Source organism: Marinobacterium mangrovicola (assembly GCF_004339595.1).
Classification (GTDB): domain Bacteria; phylum Pseudomonadota; class Gammaproteobacteria; order Pseudomonadales; family Balneatricaceae; genus Marinobacterium_D; species Marinobacterium_D mangrovicola.
Genome location: NZ_SMFU01000012.1, coordinates 1 through 14,975, shown reverse-complemented (window position 1 = coordinate 14,975; position 14,975 = coordinate 1). Strand labels below are relative to the sequence as shown.

General features: G+C 56.9%; 15 protein-coding genes. 10 read left to right on the top strand and 5 right to left on the bottom strand.

Annotated elements, in window-relative coordinates; genetic code table 11:
• Positions 1 to 195: 195 nt before the first annotated feature.
• The 3 genes from uvrD to CLV83_RS18550 all read right to left on the bottom strand — a co-directional run bounded on the left by uvrD (position 196) and on the right by CLV83_RS18550 (position 3,786).
• On the bottom strand, positions 196 to 2,415 hold the full coding sequence (uvrD, locus tag CLV83_RS18560) for a DNA helicase II (protein ID WP_132296130.1): 2,220 nt from the start codon (positions 2,413 to 2,415) through the stop codon (positions 196 to 198).
• 105 nt (positions 2,416 to 2,520) lie between these two features.
• Positions 2,521 to 3,495 carry a homoserine kinase gene (locus CLV83_RS18555; protein WP_132296127.1) on the bottom strand — a complete coding sequence of 325 codons (975 nt, stop codon included), beginning with the start codon at positions 3,493 to 3,495 and terminating at the stop codon, positions 2,521 to 2,523.
• A gap of 9 nt (positions 3,496 to 3,504) precedes the next feature.
• On the bottom strand, positions 3,505 to 3,786 hold the full coding sequence (locus tag CLV83_RS18550) for a DUF2782 domain-containing protein (protein WP_132296124.1): 282 nt from the start codon (positions 3,784 to 3,786) through the stop codon (positions 3,505 to 3,507).
• Between the two features lie 127 nt (positions 3,787 to 3,913).
• On the opposite strand from CLV83_RS18550, the gene polA reads away from it, so the two are divergent.
• Positions 3,914 to 6,652: a DNA polymerase I gene (gene polA / locus CLV83_RS18545; protein WP_132296121.1), complete on the top strand. Its 2,739-nt coding sequence runs from the start codon at positions 3,914 to 3,916 to the stop codon at positions 6,650 to 6,652.
• 265 nt (positions 6,653 to 6,917) lie between these two features.
• Here polA and yihA read toward each other — a convergent pair whose 3' ends face one another.
• Positions 6,918 to 7,547: a ribosome biogenesis GTP-binding protein YihA/YsxC gene (yihA, locus tag CLV83_RS18540; protein WP_132296118.1), complete on the bottom strand. Its 630-nt coding sequence runs from the start codon at positions 7,545 to 7,547 to the stop codon at positions 6,918 to 6,920.
• Positions 7,548 to 7,736: 189 nt separating this feature from the next.
• On the opposite strand from yihA, the gene CLV83_RS18535 reads away from it, so the two are divergent.
• From CLV83_RS18535 to tatC, 9 genes are all read left to right on the top strand, one after another.
• The gene (locus CLV83_RS18535) at positions 7,737 to 8,339 is read left to right on the top strand and encodes a c-type cytochrome (RefSeq protein WP_132296115.1); all 603 of its coding nucleotides are present in this window, start codon (positions 7,737 to 7,739) and stop codon (positions 8,337 to 8,339) included.
• A gap of 159 nt (positions 8,340 to 8,498) precedes the next feature.
• Positions 8,499 to 9,122 (top strand): thiol:disulfide interchange protein DsbA/DsbL, encoded by a 624-nt coding sequence (locus CLV83_RS18530; protein WP_132296112.1) that lies wholly within the window; start codon positions 8,499 to 8,501, stop codon positions 9,120 to 9,122.
• A 138-nt stretch (positions 9,123 to 9,260) separates the two neighbouring features.
• A complete protein-coding gene (locus CLV83_RS18525; RefSeq protein ID WP_132296109.1) occupies positions 9,261 to 10,826 on the top strand; it encodes a GGDEF domain-containing protein in 1,566 nt (521 codons plus the stop codon).
• Positions 10,827 to 10,888: 62 nt separating this feature from the next.
• The gene (gene ubiB, locus CLV83_RS18520; protein ID WP_132296106.1) at positions 10,889 to 12,520 is read left to right on the top strand and encodes a ubiquinone biosynthesis regulatory protein kinase UbiB; all 1,632 of its coding nucleotides are present in this window, start codon (positions 10,889 to 10,891) and stop codon (positions 12,518 to 12,520) included.
• Between the two features lie 40 nt (positions 12,521 to 12,560).
• On the top strand, positions 12,561 to 13,022 hold the full coding sequence (gene hisI / locus CLV83_RS18515) for a phosphoribosyl-AMP cyclohydrolase (protein ID WP_279387538.1): 462 nt from the start codon (positions 12,561 to 12,563) through the stop codon (positions 13,020 to 13,022).
• Positions 13,015 to 13,347: a phosphoribosyl-ATP diphosphatase gene (locus CLV83_RS18510; protein WP_132296100.1), complete on the top strand. Its 333-nt coding sequence runs from the start codon at positions 13,015 to 13,017 to the stop codon at positions 13,345 to 13,347. The genes hisI and CLV83_RS18510 overlap by 8 nt, the downstream gene beginning before the upstream one ends.
• 50 nt (positions 13,348 to 13,397) lie before the next feature.
• Positions 13,398 to 13,652 carry a Sec-independent protein translocase subunit TatA gene (gene tatA, locus CLV83_RS18505; protein WP_132296097.1) on the top strand — a complete coding sequence of 85 codons (255 nt, stop codon included), beginning with the start codon at positions 13,398 to 13,400 and terminating at the stop codon, positions 13,650 to 13,652.
• 9 nt (positions 13,653 to 13,661) lie between these two features.
• A complete protein-coding gene (gene tatB, locus CLV83_RS18500; protein WP_132296094.1) occupies positions 13,662 to 14,030 on the top strand; it encodes a Sec-independent protein translocase protein TatB in 369 nt (122 codons plus the stop codon).
• The gene (gene tatC / locus CLV83_RS18495) at positions 14,023 to 14,784 is read left to right on the top strand and encodes a twin-arginine translocase subunit TatC (protein ID WP_132296091.1); all 762 of its coding nucleotides are present in this window, start codon (positions 14,023 to 14,025) and stop codon (positions 14,782 to 14,784) included. The genes tatB and tatC overlap by 8 nt, the downstream gene beginning before the upstream one ends.
• Positions 14,785 to 14,788: 4 nt before the next feature.
• Here tatC and CLV83_RS22715 read toward each other — a convergent pair.
• Positions 14,789 to 14,975, bottom strand: a 187-nt coding sequence (locus tag CLV83_RS22715; protein ID WP_207894953.1) for a hypothetical protein, incomplete at its 5' end; no start/stop codon positions are given.

Genomic DNA, 14,975 nt, shown 5'->3' with positions numbered 1-14,975 from the left:
CGTCTGAAAGAGCGGGAAGGGAAACTCGGCCTGCGGCACTCAGACAGCCCTTCCCTTGTTTCTCTTTCAGTCTGCGATGCTCGGCTGCACAGAAGGGGAGTCTGGTGCGATAGCTGACCCGGGTAGGATTAACACTTAAGTAAAAGCATGAAGGGCCGCAATCGCGGCCCTTTGACGTTCGTGAGTATTTACAAATCAGATCGCTTCAAGCTTGGCGAAACCCACCACCAGCCACTTGCTGCCTTCGTAATCGAAGTTGATCTGCACCCGCGCTTTCGGGCCGCTGCCCTCGAAGTTGGTGACAAAGCCTTCGCCGAACTTCGGATGACGCACGCGCTGACCCAGGCTCAGGCTGGTTTCCGGGATCTCGCTGCTGCTCAGGCTTGAAGAGCTGCCGAAGAGTGATCCCCCTTCATCCTGATAACCGCTGCTGCCGTAAGGGCGACGCACGCTGGCGTTGAGGCGCACCTCTTCGATGTACTCGTTGGGGATCTCCTGGATAAACCGGGAGGGGCGGTTGTAGTTTTCCTGGCCATGCAGACGACGGGACTCGGCATAGGTCAGATAGAGCTTCTGCATGGCGCGGGTGATGCCCACGTAACAGAGGCGGCGCTCCTCTTCGAGGCGGTTCGGGTCCTCGGCAGACATGCTGTGCGGGAACAGACCCTCCTCCATACCGGCCAGGAACACCAGCGGGAACTCCAGGCCCTTGGCGGAGTGCAGGGTCATCAGCTGGACGCTGTCGGTGTGCACATCGGCCTGGGCTTCACCGGCATCCAGCGCGGCCTGGTCGAGGAAGGCGGCGAGTACGGAGTTGAAGCCTTCCGGTGTCTCGTCTTCCTGCCATTGACCGGCAAACTGGCGCGCGGCGGTGACCAGTTCCTCAAGGTTCTCGATGCGGGACTGGGCTTTCTCGCCTTTTTCCTTCTCATGATGCTCGATCAGCCCGGAGTGTTTCACCACGTGTTCGGTCTGCTCGTGCAGTTCGGTTTCCGTGGTGTCGGAGTCGAGGCTGTTGATCAGGTCGATAAACGTCTGCAGCGCATTGCCTGCACGGGCGGCGAGTTTGCCGTACTCGATGATCTCGTTGGCGGCGCGCCACATGGAGACCCCCTCGGCGCGGGCGTGCTCTCGGATCTGCTCGATGGTGCGGGTGCCGATGCCACGGGTAGGCACGTTGATCACCCGCTCCATGGCGGTATCGTCATCGCGGTTGGCCAGCAGGCGCATGTAGGCCAGGGCGTTCTTGATCTCCAGGCGATCATAAAAGCGCTGACCACCGTAGATGCGGTAGGGCATCCCGGCGCGGATTAGCATCTCCTCGAGCACGCGCGACTGGGCGTTGGAGCGGTAGAGAATCGCGCTTTCGTCGCGACGGTTACCATCCTCGACCCATTTGCTGATCTGATCGACGATAAAGCGTGCCTCGTCCTGCTCGTTGAACGCGGCGTAGAGGCTTAGCGCTTCGCCATCGCCGAGGCTGGTCCAGAGCTGTTTGCCGAGGCGGCCAAAGTTGTTGCTGATCACGGCGTTGGCCGCGTTGAGGATGTTGCTGGTGGAGCGGTAGTTCTGCTCCAGGCGGATGGTTTCGGTACCGGGGAAATGCTCCGGCAGGTTCTGGATGTTTTCGATCCGGGCGCCACGCCAGCCGTAGATCGACTGGTCATCATCGCCCACCGCCATCAGCTTGTCTTCACCCTGGCAGAGCAGACGCAGCCAGGCGTACTGGATGGCGTTGGTATCCTGAAACTCGTCCACCAGCACGTAGCGAAAGCGCTCGCGGTAATGCTTGAGCAGCGCTGGTGCCCGGTCGCGCAGCAGTTCCAGCGCGCGCAGCAGCAGTTCGCCGAAGTCGATCATGCCGCCGCGATCACAGGCCTGCTCGTAGGCTTCGTAGGCGCGCACCATGGTGTCCTGGAACATATCGCCGCTACGTTCGATATGGTGGCTGCGCAGACCTTCATCTTTCTGGGCGTTGATGTACCACTGGATCTGCTTCGGAGGCCAGCGGGTTTCGTCCAGGTTCATCTCTTTGCACAGACGCTTGATCAGGCGCAGCTGGTCGTCGCTGTCCATGATCTGGAAGTTGTCCCTCAGGCCCGCATCCTGCCAGTGAGCCCGCAGCAGGCGGTGCGCCAGTCCGTGGAAGGTGCCCACCCACATGCCATGGGTGTTGAGACCCAGCAGATGTTCGATACGTCCACGCATCTCGCGGGCGGCCTTGTTGGTAAAGGTCACGGACATGATGGAGTAGGGCGAGATGCCTTCGGCTTCGATCAGCCAGGCGATGCGATGCACCAGTACGCGGGTCTTGCCGGAACCGGCACCGGCCAGCACCAGCAGGTTTTTGACGTCGGCGGTGACCGCCTGGCGCTGGGCATCGTTGAGCGAGTCGATGATGTGGGTAACGTCCATTGGGTCTGTGCAGCTTTGTAAGAGAGTAGAAAGGAAAAAGCGCAGTATAACGAAGTTGTGAAATACTGGCTAAGTATACAGGAAAAGGGCCCCGAAGGGCCCGATTCAGAGGCTGGAAGGCTGCTTGATGCGACCCAGCAGAATCCGTTTCAGTTCATCCGGATCCTTCAGTTTCATCTCGCCACCCTGACGCGAAGCCTGGCTGATGCCGAGCCAGGGGATCAGGCGGGAAAGCCAGAAACGCATGGCAGCGGTACGGCAAAGCTGCGGCCAGACCTGCTTTTCGATCGCTTCGAATGGGCGAACCGCCGCGTAGGCGTCGAGCAGTGCACGCTCGCGGGCGGCATCGATGCTGCCATCCGGGTTGACGCACCAGTCGTTGGCGACGATGGCCAGATCGAACAGCAGGTAAGCGGTGGCAGCGTTGTAGATATCCAGGATCGCATCCACATTTTCGCCGACAAACAGCGCATTATCATGAAACAGATCGCCGTGGATGATACCCATCGGCATCTCTTCACCGTGCTGTTCACGCAGTTCATCGAACAGGCGAACCTCTTCGCTCAGCAGCGCGGCATCCTCGGCGCTCAGACGCGGCAGGATGTTGGCGCTTTCCCGACGCCACCAGAACACGCCACGGTGTGCCTGGCGGGTGAGGAAAAAGTCCTTGCCGGCCAGGTGCAGTTTGGCCAGCGCGGCGCCGATACTGGCGCAGTGGGCCGGGGTCAGGTCCTGCTGGTCTACGTGGCCGCCATGGAAACGCGGCTGCAGAAACGCCGGACGGCCGTTTAACTGCTTAAGGCCGATGCCGTTGCGGTCCTCAATGGCATAGGGCACGGGCACGCCGCGCTCCGCCAGCCATTTGCCCAGCTCGACGAAGAAAGGCATCTCCTCGTAACTGAACTCCTCAAACAGGGTGAGGACGTACTGGGTCTGCTTTCCGTCAGCCTCCAGCGTCACAAAGTAGTTGGTGTTTTCGATCCCGCCGTCGATCCCTTTCAGGTCGATACAGCGGCCCAGGTCATAGTCGGCCAGCAGCTTGTCGAGCTGTGCCTCGGATACGGGGGTATAGACTGCCACAGTGGATAATTACCAGCGAAAAATAACCCATTTAGGGATCAGGAGCTGAGACTCGCCAGCTCGGATAAATTCATCGGAACCATCGGCCGGTACCAGGTAGTAGGGTTTGCCCACCTTGGGTACAACCTTGATTTCACGTATCTCTCCATTCACGGAGTATTCGTAATAGGTAGCGTCACCATCGTGGGAGATGCTGATTTCAGGCTCAGTGGTTTCCGTATCGGTGACGACCTCCGCATGGGCCACCGGCGCCAATGCCAGCAGACCTGCCAGTAGAATCGCTTTTTTCATCGCTATCTTCCTGTTTAGCTGTGGCCGTCCCGCATTGGTCGAAGCGGCCTGATTTGTCTATGATTGTGGGCCTTTGCGACGGGCCGAACAAGTCCCGATCTACACCCAACTGGCGATGGATACACCGATGAGCGCACAGAAACCACCCGTTATTCTAGTTGACGGCTCCTCCTATTTATACCGGGCGTTTTTTGCTTCCCAGCAGGCGGACCTGAGAACGGCGGAGGGTTTCCCCACCGGCGCGGTACGTGTTGTGACCTCGATGATGCGCAGTCTGCTTAAACAGTATCCGGACAGCCCGGTGGCAGTGGTGTTTGATGCCAAGGGCAAAACCTTCCGCGACGAAGTGTACCCCGAGTATAAAGCGCAACGCCCCCCGATGCCGGATGATCTGCGCGACCAGATCGAGCCGATTCACGACATTATCCGCGCCATGGGTATTCCGATGTTCGTTGAAGAGGGGGTCGAGGCCGACGATGTGATCGGCACGCTGGCGCGCCAGGCGGAAGCCTCCTGCTGTGACGTGGTGATCTCCACCGGCGATAAGGATATGGCGCAACTGGTTGACGCCAAGGTCACGCTGATCAACACCATGACCGACACCCTGATGGATGTGGATGGGGTGAAGGAGAAGTTTGGTATCCCGCCGGAGCTGATTATCGACTATCTCGCCCTGATGGGTGACAAGGTGGACAACATTCCGGGCGTACCGGGCGTGGGTGAAAAAACCGCGCTGGCGCTGCTGCAGGGGATCGGCAGCATCAAGGATCTGTACGAGAATCTGGATACGATTCCGGATCTCGGTTTCCGTGGCGCCAAGTCGATGCCGAAAAAGCTGGAAGAGAATCGCGAGATGGCGGAGCTCTCCTACATGCTGGCCACCATCAAGACCGATGTGGAGCTGCATGTGGGCCTGGGCGATATCACCCTGCCGGCACCTCAGAGCGACAAGCTGATCGAGCTGTTTAAACGTTTCGAGTTCAAGACCTGGGTGCGTGAGCTGGAAGAGGCGGGAGATGAAGGTCTGGCTGCAGCCGAGGAACCGGTTGCCGCTATCGAGACCGAGTATGAAACGGTGCTGGAGCAGGCGGAGCTGGATCGCTGGCTGGACAAACTGCGCGCAGCGGGCAGCTTCGCTTTCGATACCGAAACCACCAGCCTCAACTATATGGAAGCGGAACTGGTCGGTGTTTCCTTCGCCGTGGAAGCGGGCAAGGCCGCCTATGTGCCGCTGGCCCATGATTATGTCGGCGCGCCGGATCAGCTGGATCGCAACGCCGTGCTGGCGCAGCTGAAACCGCTGCTCGAAGATGAAGAGCTGAAAAAGATCGGCCAGCACATCAAGTACGATATGAATGTGCTGGCGAAATACGGCATCGAGATCCGTGGTCTCGGTTCCGATACCATGCTGGAGTCCTACGTGCTGAACTCCACCGCCAGCCGTCACGATATGGATTCCCTGGCGCAGCGTTACCTCAATCATGAGACGGTCAGCTTCGAGACCATCGCCGGCAAGGGCAAGAAACAGCTCACCTTCAACCAGATCGATCTGGAACAGGCCTCGCCCTACGCGGCGGAAGATGCCGATATTACACTGCGCCTGCATGAAACCCTGACGCCGAAACTGGAAGCCGAAGGTGACCTGATCAAGGTGCTGCACGATATCGAGCTGCCGCTGGTACCGGTGCTGTCGCGTATCGAGCGCAACGGCGCGCTGGTGGATGCGACGCTACTGGCGAAGCAGAGCAAGGAGATCGAAAAACGTCTGGCGGAGCTGGAGCTGGAAGCCCATGAGCTGGCGGGCGGCCCGTTTAATCTCAGCTCCACCAAGCAGCTGCAGGAGATCCTGTTCGAGAAGCAGGGCCTGCCGGTGAAGAAGAAAACCCCCAAAGGTGCTCCCTCTACCGCGGAAGAGGTGCTGCAGGAGCTGGCGCTGGACTATCCACTGCCCAAGGTGATTATCGAGCATCGTGGCCTGTCCAAGCTTAAGTCCACCTACACCGACAAGCTGCCGCTGATGATCAACAAGGCCAGCGGCCGTATTCACACCTCCTATCATCAGGCTAACACGGCGACGGGGCGACTCTCCTCATCCGACCCGAACCTGCAGAACATCCCGGTGCGTACCACCGAAGGGCGTCGTATTCGCCAGGCGTTTATTGCCCCTGAAGGCTACAAGATCGTCGCGGCGGACTACTCACAGATCGAGCTGCGTATCATGGCTCACCTTTCTGGTGACAAGGGGCTGCTGGATGCCTTTGCCCAGGGCGAAGATATCCACAGGGCCACGGCGGCCGAGGTGTTCAAGGTGAAGGTGGACGAGGTGACCACCGATCAGCGCCGTAGCGCCAAGGCGATCAACTTCGGCCTGATCTACGGCATGTCCGCCTTCGGTCTGGCGAAGCAGATCGGTGTAGGCCGTAAAGATGCCCAGACCTATATCGATCACTACTTCGAAACCTATCCCGGTGTGCAGCGCTACATGGATGACACTCGTGAACGCGCCCGTGAACAGGGCTACGTCGAGACGATCTTTGGCCGTCGTCTCTACCTGCCGGAGATCAACGCGCGTAACCCGATGCGCCGTCAGGCGGCGGAGCGTACCGCGATCAACGCCCCCATGCAGGGAACCGCAGCGGATATCATCAAGAAGGCGATGGTCAAAGTGGATGACTGGCTCACCGACAGCGGCTTCGATGCCCGCATGATCATGCAGGTACACGATGAACTGGTGTTCGAGGTGCGCGAGTCAGAAGTTGAGGCGTTTATGGCCAAGGTTCATCCGCTGATGGAGCAGGCGGCGAGTCTGGATGTGCCTCTGCTGGTGGAGGCTGAAGCGGGCGAGAACTGGGAACAGGCACACTGATGCCTGTTTTTTGAACAAATTTATCAATTTTTTGATCAGCGGCGGAACTTTACTGTCGCTGCACGCTCTCAGTAATTGGAAGTCGCGCGAGTTCAGGACGTAGCGAGTTAGAAAAGTGGCTTCCCTGTCATGACAAATCGACTGACCCCGGCACCGTTCTTCCCCTTCACGGTTCCGGGGTTTTCTTTTATCTGAGACTGTTTGAAATTCAGGTTGGCCCGATCAGCGATTGGCTGATTGATCTGAATCAGCCGAAGCGCTGTTTTTATTCGGCCTCGTCGGGCAGAAACCAGCTGTCCAGGCGCTCTCTCAACTGGTCAACGCCACTCTTTTTCAGCGATGAAAAGGTCTGCACAGAGACCTTGTCGCCCAGCGCTTCCTTGAGCGATTTTCTCAGCGACAGCAGGGTGCTTTGTGCTGGCCCTTTCTTCAGCTTGTCAGCCTTGGTCAGTAGTACATGCAGGGGCACACCGGTGGCCTCGCACCAGTTCACCATCATCTCATCGAACTCTTTCATCGGATGGCGGATATCCATCACCAGCACCACGCCGCGGAGGCATTCACGGTGCTGCAGATAAGCGTCGAGATGCTTCTGCCAGTGCTGTTTCAGGGCGATCGGTACTTTGGCGTAACCGTAACCCGGCAGGTCGACCAGGCGCATTCCCTCAATGTTCAAATCGAAAAAATTGATCAGCTGGGTGCGCCCGGGTGTCTTCGAAACGCGTGCCAGCTGCCCCTGATGAGTCAGCGCGTTAATGGCGCTGGACTTGCCTGCGTTTGAACGTCCGGCGAAGGCGACTTCGGCACCCTCATCTTCCGGGCACTGATTGAGTTTGGATGCGCTGGTGAGGTAGCGTGCGGAGTTGTAACGGATGACTGGTTCGGTGGAGGACATTTGGATTCGCTGTCTCGCCCCCTACGAACATATACGTTCCAGTTTGTAGGGTTATTGGTTTATAATGCCGCCAATTTTACCCGCGATCTGGCTTGCGCTCCAGTCAGGGATAACACGACTATGGATGTTTTCGCCGAAATTACCGGCGAAAACTAACACAATTTGTCTTACAGGGGTCTGGGTTAATCCATGAACAAAATTCTGATCAGTTTACTGGTAAGCCTCGGTATCACCGGCGTTGCCCATGCGGCAGGCGATGCAGCGGCAGGTCAGCAGAAAGTCGCAGTCTGTGCTGCATGCCACGGCGCTGACGGCAACAGTCCTGCACCCAACTTTCCGAAACTGGCCGGGCAGAACGAAAATTATCTGCTCAAGCAGTTGAACGATATCAAGGGTGGTGCGCGTACCGTGGTCGAAATGACCGGTATGCTGGATGCCATGAGCGAGCAGGACCTGGCAGACATCGCTGCCTACTTTGCAAGCCAGAATGTTCAGATCGGTCAGGCAGCAGCTGATCAGGTAGCGGCAGGTCAGGAGATCTACCGTGCCGGTATCGCCGATAAGGGCGTAGCCGCCTGCACCGCATGCCATTCTCCGAACGGTAAAGGCAACAATGCGGCTGGCTTCCCGTCCCTGAGCGGTCAGCACGCCACTTATGTTGAAAGCAGCCTGAACAAGTTTGCATCGGGCGAGCGCAACAACGACCCGTCCGGCATGATGCAGGATATCGCTGTTAAGCTGAACGAAGAGGAAATGAAAGCCGTTTCCCAGTACGTTCAGGGCCTGCACTGATTAATAGCTTGGTCAGCATTCGGCATTTACACTAAGGCAGCTTCGGCTGCCTTAGCTCTTTCTTACTGCAAGAAAAGTACTGGAAGTTAAAGGCTGGGGAACTTATGTCGCCGATGTCAGTCTTTGCTTTCAAGCTTTTCTAACCGGAGATCATGACTTATGAAGAAATGGGTGCTTGCGATTGTTGCGGCTTGTTTCTCTATTACCGCCTGGGCAGCTGACCCAGCTTACCAGGAAGGTGTTCAGTACAAGCGGCTGGCACAGCCGGTTCCGACCAGTACTGATGATGGCGTGGTGGAAGTGGTCGAGATGTTCGGTTACCTCTGTCCGCACTGTAACAACTTCGAACCGCTGCTTGAGCACTGGAAGGCGGAACAGCCTGAAGATGTGAAGCTGGTCACTATTCCTGTGGTGTTCGGTCGCAGCTGGGAGCCGCTGGCGCGCGCTTACTACGCTGCCGAGCTGCTCGGTAAGGTCGACGAAACCCACAAGGCGATGTTCGACGCGATTCACCTGCAGCGCAAACGTATGCGCTCTGTGGATGATCTGGCCGATTTCTACGCAGATTACGGCGTAGATCCGGATGAATTCCGCAAGCAGTACGACTCCTTCGCGGTCAACATGAAGTTGAAGCAGGGCGAATCTAAAGCACGCGGCTACCAGATTGAAGGTGTTCCTTCCATGATCGTTGATGGCAAATACCTGATCACAGCGGGTAGTGCCGGTGGCCATGAGCAGATGCTGAAAGTTGTTGACTACTTGGTGAACAAAGAGCGCGATTAAACGCTTTTCGAGCACTGATCCAACGCAGAAAACCGCTCCTTTGTGAGCGGTTTTTTCTTTTCTACAAAGTCGCCATGATATATTGCTTGAGCGTTGTTGGGACTGGCGGCGGCGGTCGTTTTAAATTGGAGCAGCTCGGTGACTTCAGAGCAGGACGGTTGGAAAGAGAAATACGAGGCGCTGGCTAAAGACTACGCGCAGCTTACCCAGTCGAAGGAGCAGGCTGAGCAACGTGGTCAATGGCTGGCGACTCAGCTAGCGCAAGGCCTCAAAGGGCAGGTGCCTGCTCTCGACCAGGAGCTGTTGCAGCTTAGCGAACGGCTTTCAGCCAATAATCAGGATCAGCGTATTGACCGGACTTTTCGACAGATCGAAAAACAGGTCAATCTCCTCGAGGGTCAGCGTTCCTCGGTTGCCCGGGAGCTGCGGGCAGGGCTGGAACGCTGGCTTGGGCAGTTGCGCAAGCTCAGCGATAGCGAACCGTTTATCAATGTCCTAAAGAGTACTGAGCGGCGGATTCCCGAAGCGACGCTGCACCTCCATAAACTCTCCACGCTGCTACTTGAAATCGTAGAACTGCAGAAAGGTCTGCTACCCGAAACGGCTGACGGTGCTTATGCACTGAGCGACAGGCAGGATGTATCGGATATCGACTTCGAACTGCTGGAAAGCCGTGTGGCAGCGGAAATGCTGCAGTTGATTGAGGCCCTCAATGTTGAGTCCTCGGGGATCGCACTGGCACGCAAGCTGATCGAGCGGGTGGAGCAGGGCGTTAAAACCGCGGACATACCGGAAGTGATGGCGGAGCTGGTTCAGCTCGCGAGGCTGTCGACCGGTATTGAACATGAAGAGTTTGAGCATTACCTGCTGAACCTCAACGAGCAGCTGGCGTATGTTCAGGATTTCCTGACCCAGAGCCATGCCGAGGAGGGAGGCGCTTTCGCTGCCCAGCAGGCGATGGACGTCAGGGTACGGGATGATGTCGATCGATTGCACCAGAGCGTTCGTACCTCCACTGAGTTAGCCGAGCTGAAGCGGGAAGTTTCGCAGCAGCTGTCCTCGATTGTGCAGACCATGGATGAGTTTCGGGAGCAGGAGATCGCCCGAGAGCAGCGCATGCAGCTGCGCTATCAGTCGCTGCTTGAGAAAGTCGATCAGATGGAGGTCGAGACCGGTCGGGTGAAATCCCGTATGGAAGAGGAGCAGCTGCGAGCACGCACCGATCCGCTTACCGGAATGCCCAACCGTGCGGCCTATGATGATCGTATCGCGGCGGAGCTGCAGCGCTGGGATCGTTATGTCACCGAATTTTCGGTCGCCGTTATCGATCTCGATCGCTTCAAGATGATTAATGACCAGTATGGCCACCTGGCAGGAGATAAGGTTCTTCGTCTGGTCGCCAAGGTACTGCAGAAAAATCTCAGAAGCAGCGATTTTATCGCCCGCTACGGCGGTGAAGAGTTTGTCGTTGTGTTTCCCTCCACCGGACTGTCGGATGCGAGAGCAGCGGCGGAGAAACTCTGTGAAGCGGTTGCCGCGAGTCCTTTTAACTTTCGCGGAGAGCCTGTGCGGGTGACAATATCGCTGGGCGTGGCAGAGGTTCACACCGGGGATCTGCCTGAATCGCTGTTTTCCCGGGCGGATACCGCCCTTTATCAAGCCAAGGAAAGGGGGCGTAATCAGGTCGTTGAGTCGATCGATTAGCCTGGACCACCCCGGGTGTTGGATAATCCCCTTCGTTTTTCGCCTTTACCGGAGTTTTCTTCGTGCGAACCGTTTTTCGCCTGATCAGGATCGCGCGCGTCATCGCGCTCTACCGTCTAGACACCTTTATTCAGGAAGCGCCGATACCGCGTTATCTGCGTTTCTTCCTGCTGTTTCTGCCGTCGCGCTGGTTTATCCGTGCGCGAGCTCCTCGTGGTGAGCGCCTGCGTCTCGCACTCGAAGCCCTGGGGCCTGTGTTTATCAAATTTGGTCAGATGCTGTCGACGCGGCGTGATCTTTTACCGGATGACCTCGCGGTGGAACTGGCTCGTCTGCAGGATCGGGTGCCGCCCTTTGCCAGTGAGCAGGCGCGGGAGATCATTGAGCGTTCTCTGGGCAAGCCGGTGGGAGAGCTGTTCGCCGAATTTCGGGTCGACCCCATCGCGTCAGCCTCGGTAGCCCAGGTACATGGCGCACGCCTGCATAACGGACAGGAAGTGGTCGTTAAGGTGATCCGCCCGGGCATATCCTCGGTGATTCGTCAGGACGTGGGGCTTCTCTACATGCTGGCGCACCTGGTGCAAAAACTCTGGGTTGAAGGGCGCCGCCTGCGTCCGGTCGAGGTGGTTAACGAGTATGAACAGACCATCTTCGATGAACTGGACCTGCGTAAGGAGGCGGCCAACGGTTCTCAGCTGCGACGCAACTTTGAAGGCTCGGAAATGCTTTATGTGCCGGAGGTGTTCTGGGATCTGACCCGCCAGCAGGTGCTGGTGATGGAGCGGATCTACGGTGTGCCGGTGGCCGATGTGGAACAGCTTAAGCAGCGTGATGTGGATATGAAATTGCTGGCGGAGCGGGGTGTGGAGATCTTCTTTACCCAGGTGTTCCGTGACAGCTTCTTTCACGCGGATATGCACCCGGGCAACATCTTTGTGGCCTGCGAAGACCCGGATAACCCACGCTATATCGCCATCGATTTCGGTATTATCGGTGCGCTGTCGCCGGAAGATCAGAGCTATCTGGCGCGCAATATCCTGGCGTTCTTCAAGCGTGACTATCGTCAGGTGGCCCAGCTGCATATCGACTCCGGTTGGGTACCGGCGAATACCAATGTGAACGCATTCGAAACGGCGATCCGCAGTGTCTGTGAGCCAATCTTCGAGAAGCCACTGAAAGATATCTCCTTCGGCATGGTACTGCTGGGCCTGTTCCAGACGGCGCGACGGTTCAATATGGAGGTGCAGCCGCAGCTGGTGCTGTTGCAGAAAACCCTGCTCAATATCGAAGGTCTTGGGCGTCAGCTCTATCCTGATCTGGATCTGTGGAAGACCGCTAAGCCGTTCCTCGAGAAGTGGATGCGCGAACGGATGGGGGTGAAGGCGGTCTATAGAAAGATGAAGCAGCAGGCGCCGGACTGGCTCGATAAGCTGCCGCATATGCCGCAGCTGGTATATGACAGCCTGCAGCAGATGCGCCGCCTGGATGAAACACAACAGTTACTGCTGCAGCGTCAGGTCGAAAAGGATAAGAGTGGCCGGCAACGCACCCGGCGAGGTTTTCTGGCTGCTGCGGTACTGCTCGGTTTTGGGGTGGCGAGCGCGCTGCCGGAAGGCCAGGTGCTGATTGAACAGCTGCCCTGGTATGGTTGGCTCAGCGGCGCACTGGGATTGATAGTGCTCTGGCGTAGCTGAAGCTGTCACTACTGTACGAATAGTGGTCGGGGTTGGGATCATCGGTTATCCTTCGCCGTTCACAGCGAACGACAGAGACACGGAAAAACAGATGAATAACGACTGGCTGGAAGAGATCAAGTGGGACGAGAAGGGTCTGGTGCCAGCTATTGCTCAGGATGTGAATACCGGGCGTATACTGATGGTTGCGTGGATGAATCGAGAATCACTGTCGCTGACCTATCAGGAGCAGCGCGCCATCTACTGGTCACGTTCCCGCGCTAAACTCTGGCGCAAGGGCGAAGAGTCCGGGCATGTGCAGAAACTCCATGAGCTGCGTCTTGACTGCGATGGCGATGTGATTCTGCTTAAGGTTGAGCAGCTTGGAGGCATCGCCTGTCATACCGGCCGCGAAAGCTGCTTTTATCGTAAACTCGATGAGCAGGGAGAGTGGCAGGTCACCGACGAGGTTCGCAAAGATCCGAGCGCCATCTATGACAAGCAGGGTAGTAACCATGAGTGATGTTCTGAAGCAGCTTGGCGAAGTGCTTGAACAGCGTAAATCGGCTGCACCGGATTCGTCCTATGTGGCCAGCCTGCACGCCAAGGGGCTGAACAAGATTCTGGAAAAAGTCGGCGAAGAAGCGACCGAAACGATTCTGGCCGCCAAGGATGCAAAACTGTCCGGAGATAACAGCGATTTGGTTTATGAAACCGCTGACCTGTGGTTTCATTCATTGGTTGCTCTCTCGCATCTCGGTGAAACACCGGAAGCGGTGCTAAACGAACTGGCACGCCGCTTCGATCTATCCGGGCTGGAAGAGAAAGCCTCCAGGACAGACAAGTAACGGTTTAATTATCAAGGTTCGAGTAACCGCTCGACAGTGGAGAAGTAGTTATGGGTTTTGGTGGAATCAGTATCTGGCAGCTGGTAATCGTACTGGGAATTATCATCCTTCTGTTCGGCACCAAGAAACTGCGTAACCTCGGCGGCGATGTCGGCAGCGCGGTGAAAGGTTTCAAGAAGGCGATGAATGACGATGAGTCCGCGAAGCAGGACGAGGCCAAGAAGTCGCTTGATAAGGATGATGCAAACTTTACCGACAACAATCAGACCGCAGCTAAAACCGAGCAGAAGTCTGAAGACAAATAAGGCCGACGCATGTTTGATATCGGCTTTGCCGAGCTGCTGGTAATAGGTGTAGTGGCCCTGCTGGTGCTTGGGCCCGAGAAGCTACCGCTGGCAGCTAAAACCTGTGGCCTTTGGCTGGGTCGTATTCGCCGCTCCGTTAACAACATTCAGCGCGAGATCAACGAAGAGCTGCGTGTTGAGGAGCTGCGGCGCACCACCGCCATGGAAAAAGAAAAGCTCGACGAAGAGCTGGCGGAGATGCGCAAGCCGTTCGCCTTTAATGAGGCAGAGACCAAGTCAGCGTCAGCCACCTCTGGCCAGTCCGCTCCTGAAGCGAAATCAACAGGCGATGATGCCGAACAAGCGAATAGCGTGAAGAAGTCCCCCGCCGATGACTGACACCCACCATGATCCAGAGCAGCCGCTGATTTCGCACCTGGTCGAGCTGCGCCAACGACTGCTGCACAGTGTTTTTCTTGTTCTCCTGATCTTTCTGGCACTGTTTTATTTCGCCAACGATCTTTACGAATGGCTGTCTGCACCGTTGACCGCACTGCTGCCGGAAGGCACCAGTATGATCGCAACGGATGTAACCTCACCGTTCTTCGCACCGTTCAAGCTGACGCTGGTGGCGGCGATCTTCATTGCAATTCCTTTTCTTCTGCATCAGGCCTGGGCGTTTATCTCACCCGGCCTCTATCAGCATGAAAAGCGTCTTGCGATCCCGCTGCTGCTCTCCAGTATTCTGCTGTTCTATGCAGGCATAGCGTTCGCTTACTTTGTGGTCTTTCCGCTGATCTTTGGTTTCTTTACCAGTACCGGGCCGGAAAACGTGGCCATGATGACCGATATCAGCAGCTATCTGAACTTCGTGCTCAAGCTGTTCTTCGCGTTCGGTATCGTTTTTGAAATCCCCATCGCCACTCTGTTGATGGTTTGGTCCGGTATTACCGACGTGAAGTCCCTGGCATCGAAGCGCGCTTACGTGATTGTTGGCTGTTTTGTTGTGGGTATGCTGCTGACTCCTCCGGATGTGATTTCCCAGAGTCTGCTTGCAGGTCCCATGTGGTTGCTGTTTGAGCTGGGCTTGTTGATGGCCCGCTTCACAGGTCGTCGTCCCCAGGGCGAAACGGAACCGGAAGCTGATAGCTGATCGCTTAAAAGGCAGATTGAGAAAACGGCCGGATTCCTTTCAGGATCCGGCCGTTTTTTGTTGTTTTAACCTTTTTGAAAGTTTTTTCAAAAAGGTTGTTGACTCCCTCCGGCAGGTCTGTAGAATGCGCCTCCTCGCTTGAGACGACACACCCTTCGGGGCTGCAGACGACCAGCGAGGCGGTTTTCCAA

Bases quoted from the DNA above. Each gene is read 5' to 3' on its own strand.
- uvrD (WP_132296130.1), bottom strand. From the start codon at position 2,415: ATGGACGTTACCCACATCATCGACTCGCTCAACGATGCCCAGCGCCAG.
- CLV83_RS18550 (WP_132296124.1), bottom strand. From the start codon at position 3,786: ATGAAAAAAGCGATTCTACTGGCAGGTCTGCTGGCATTGGCGCCGGTG.
- polA (WP_132296121.1), top strand. From the start codon at position 3,914: ATGAGCGCACAGAAACCACCCGTTATTCTAGTTGACGGCTCCTCCTAT.
- yihA (WP_132296118.1), bottom strand. From the start codon at position 7,547: ATGTCCTCCACCGAACCAGTCATCCGTTACAACTCCGCACGCTACCTC.
- CLV83_RS18535 (WP_132296115.1), top strand. From the start codon at position 7,737: ATGAACAAAATTCTGATCAGTTTACTGGTAAGCCTCGGTATCACCGGC.
- CLV83_RS18530 (WP_132296112.1), top strand. From the start codon at position 8,499: ATGAAGAAATGGGTGCTTGCGATTGTTGCGGCTTGTTTCTCTATTACC.
- CLV83_RS18510 (WP_132296100.1), top strand. From the start codon at position 13,015: ATGAGTGATGTTCTGAAGCAGCTTGGCGAAGTGCTTGAACAGCGTAAA.
- tatA (WP_132296097.1), top strand. From the start codon at position 13,398: ATGGGTTTTGGTGGAATCAGTATCTGGCAGCTGGTAATCGTACTGGGA.
- tatB (WP_132296094.1), top strand. From the start codon at position 13,662: ATGTTTGATATCGGCTTTGCCGAGCTGCTGGTAATAGGTGTAGTGGCC.
- tatC (WP_132296091.1), top strand. From the start codon at position 14,023: ATGACTGACACCCACCATGATCCAGAGCAGCCGCTGATTTCGCACCTG.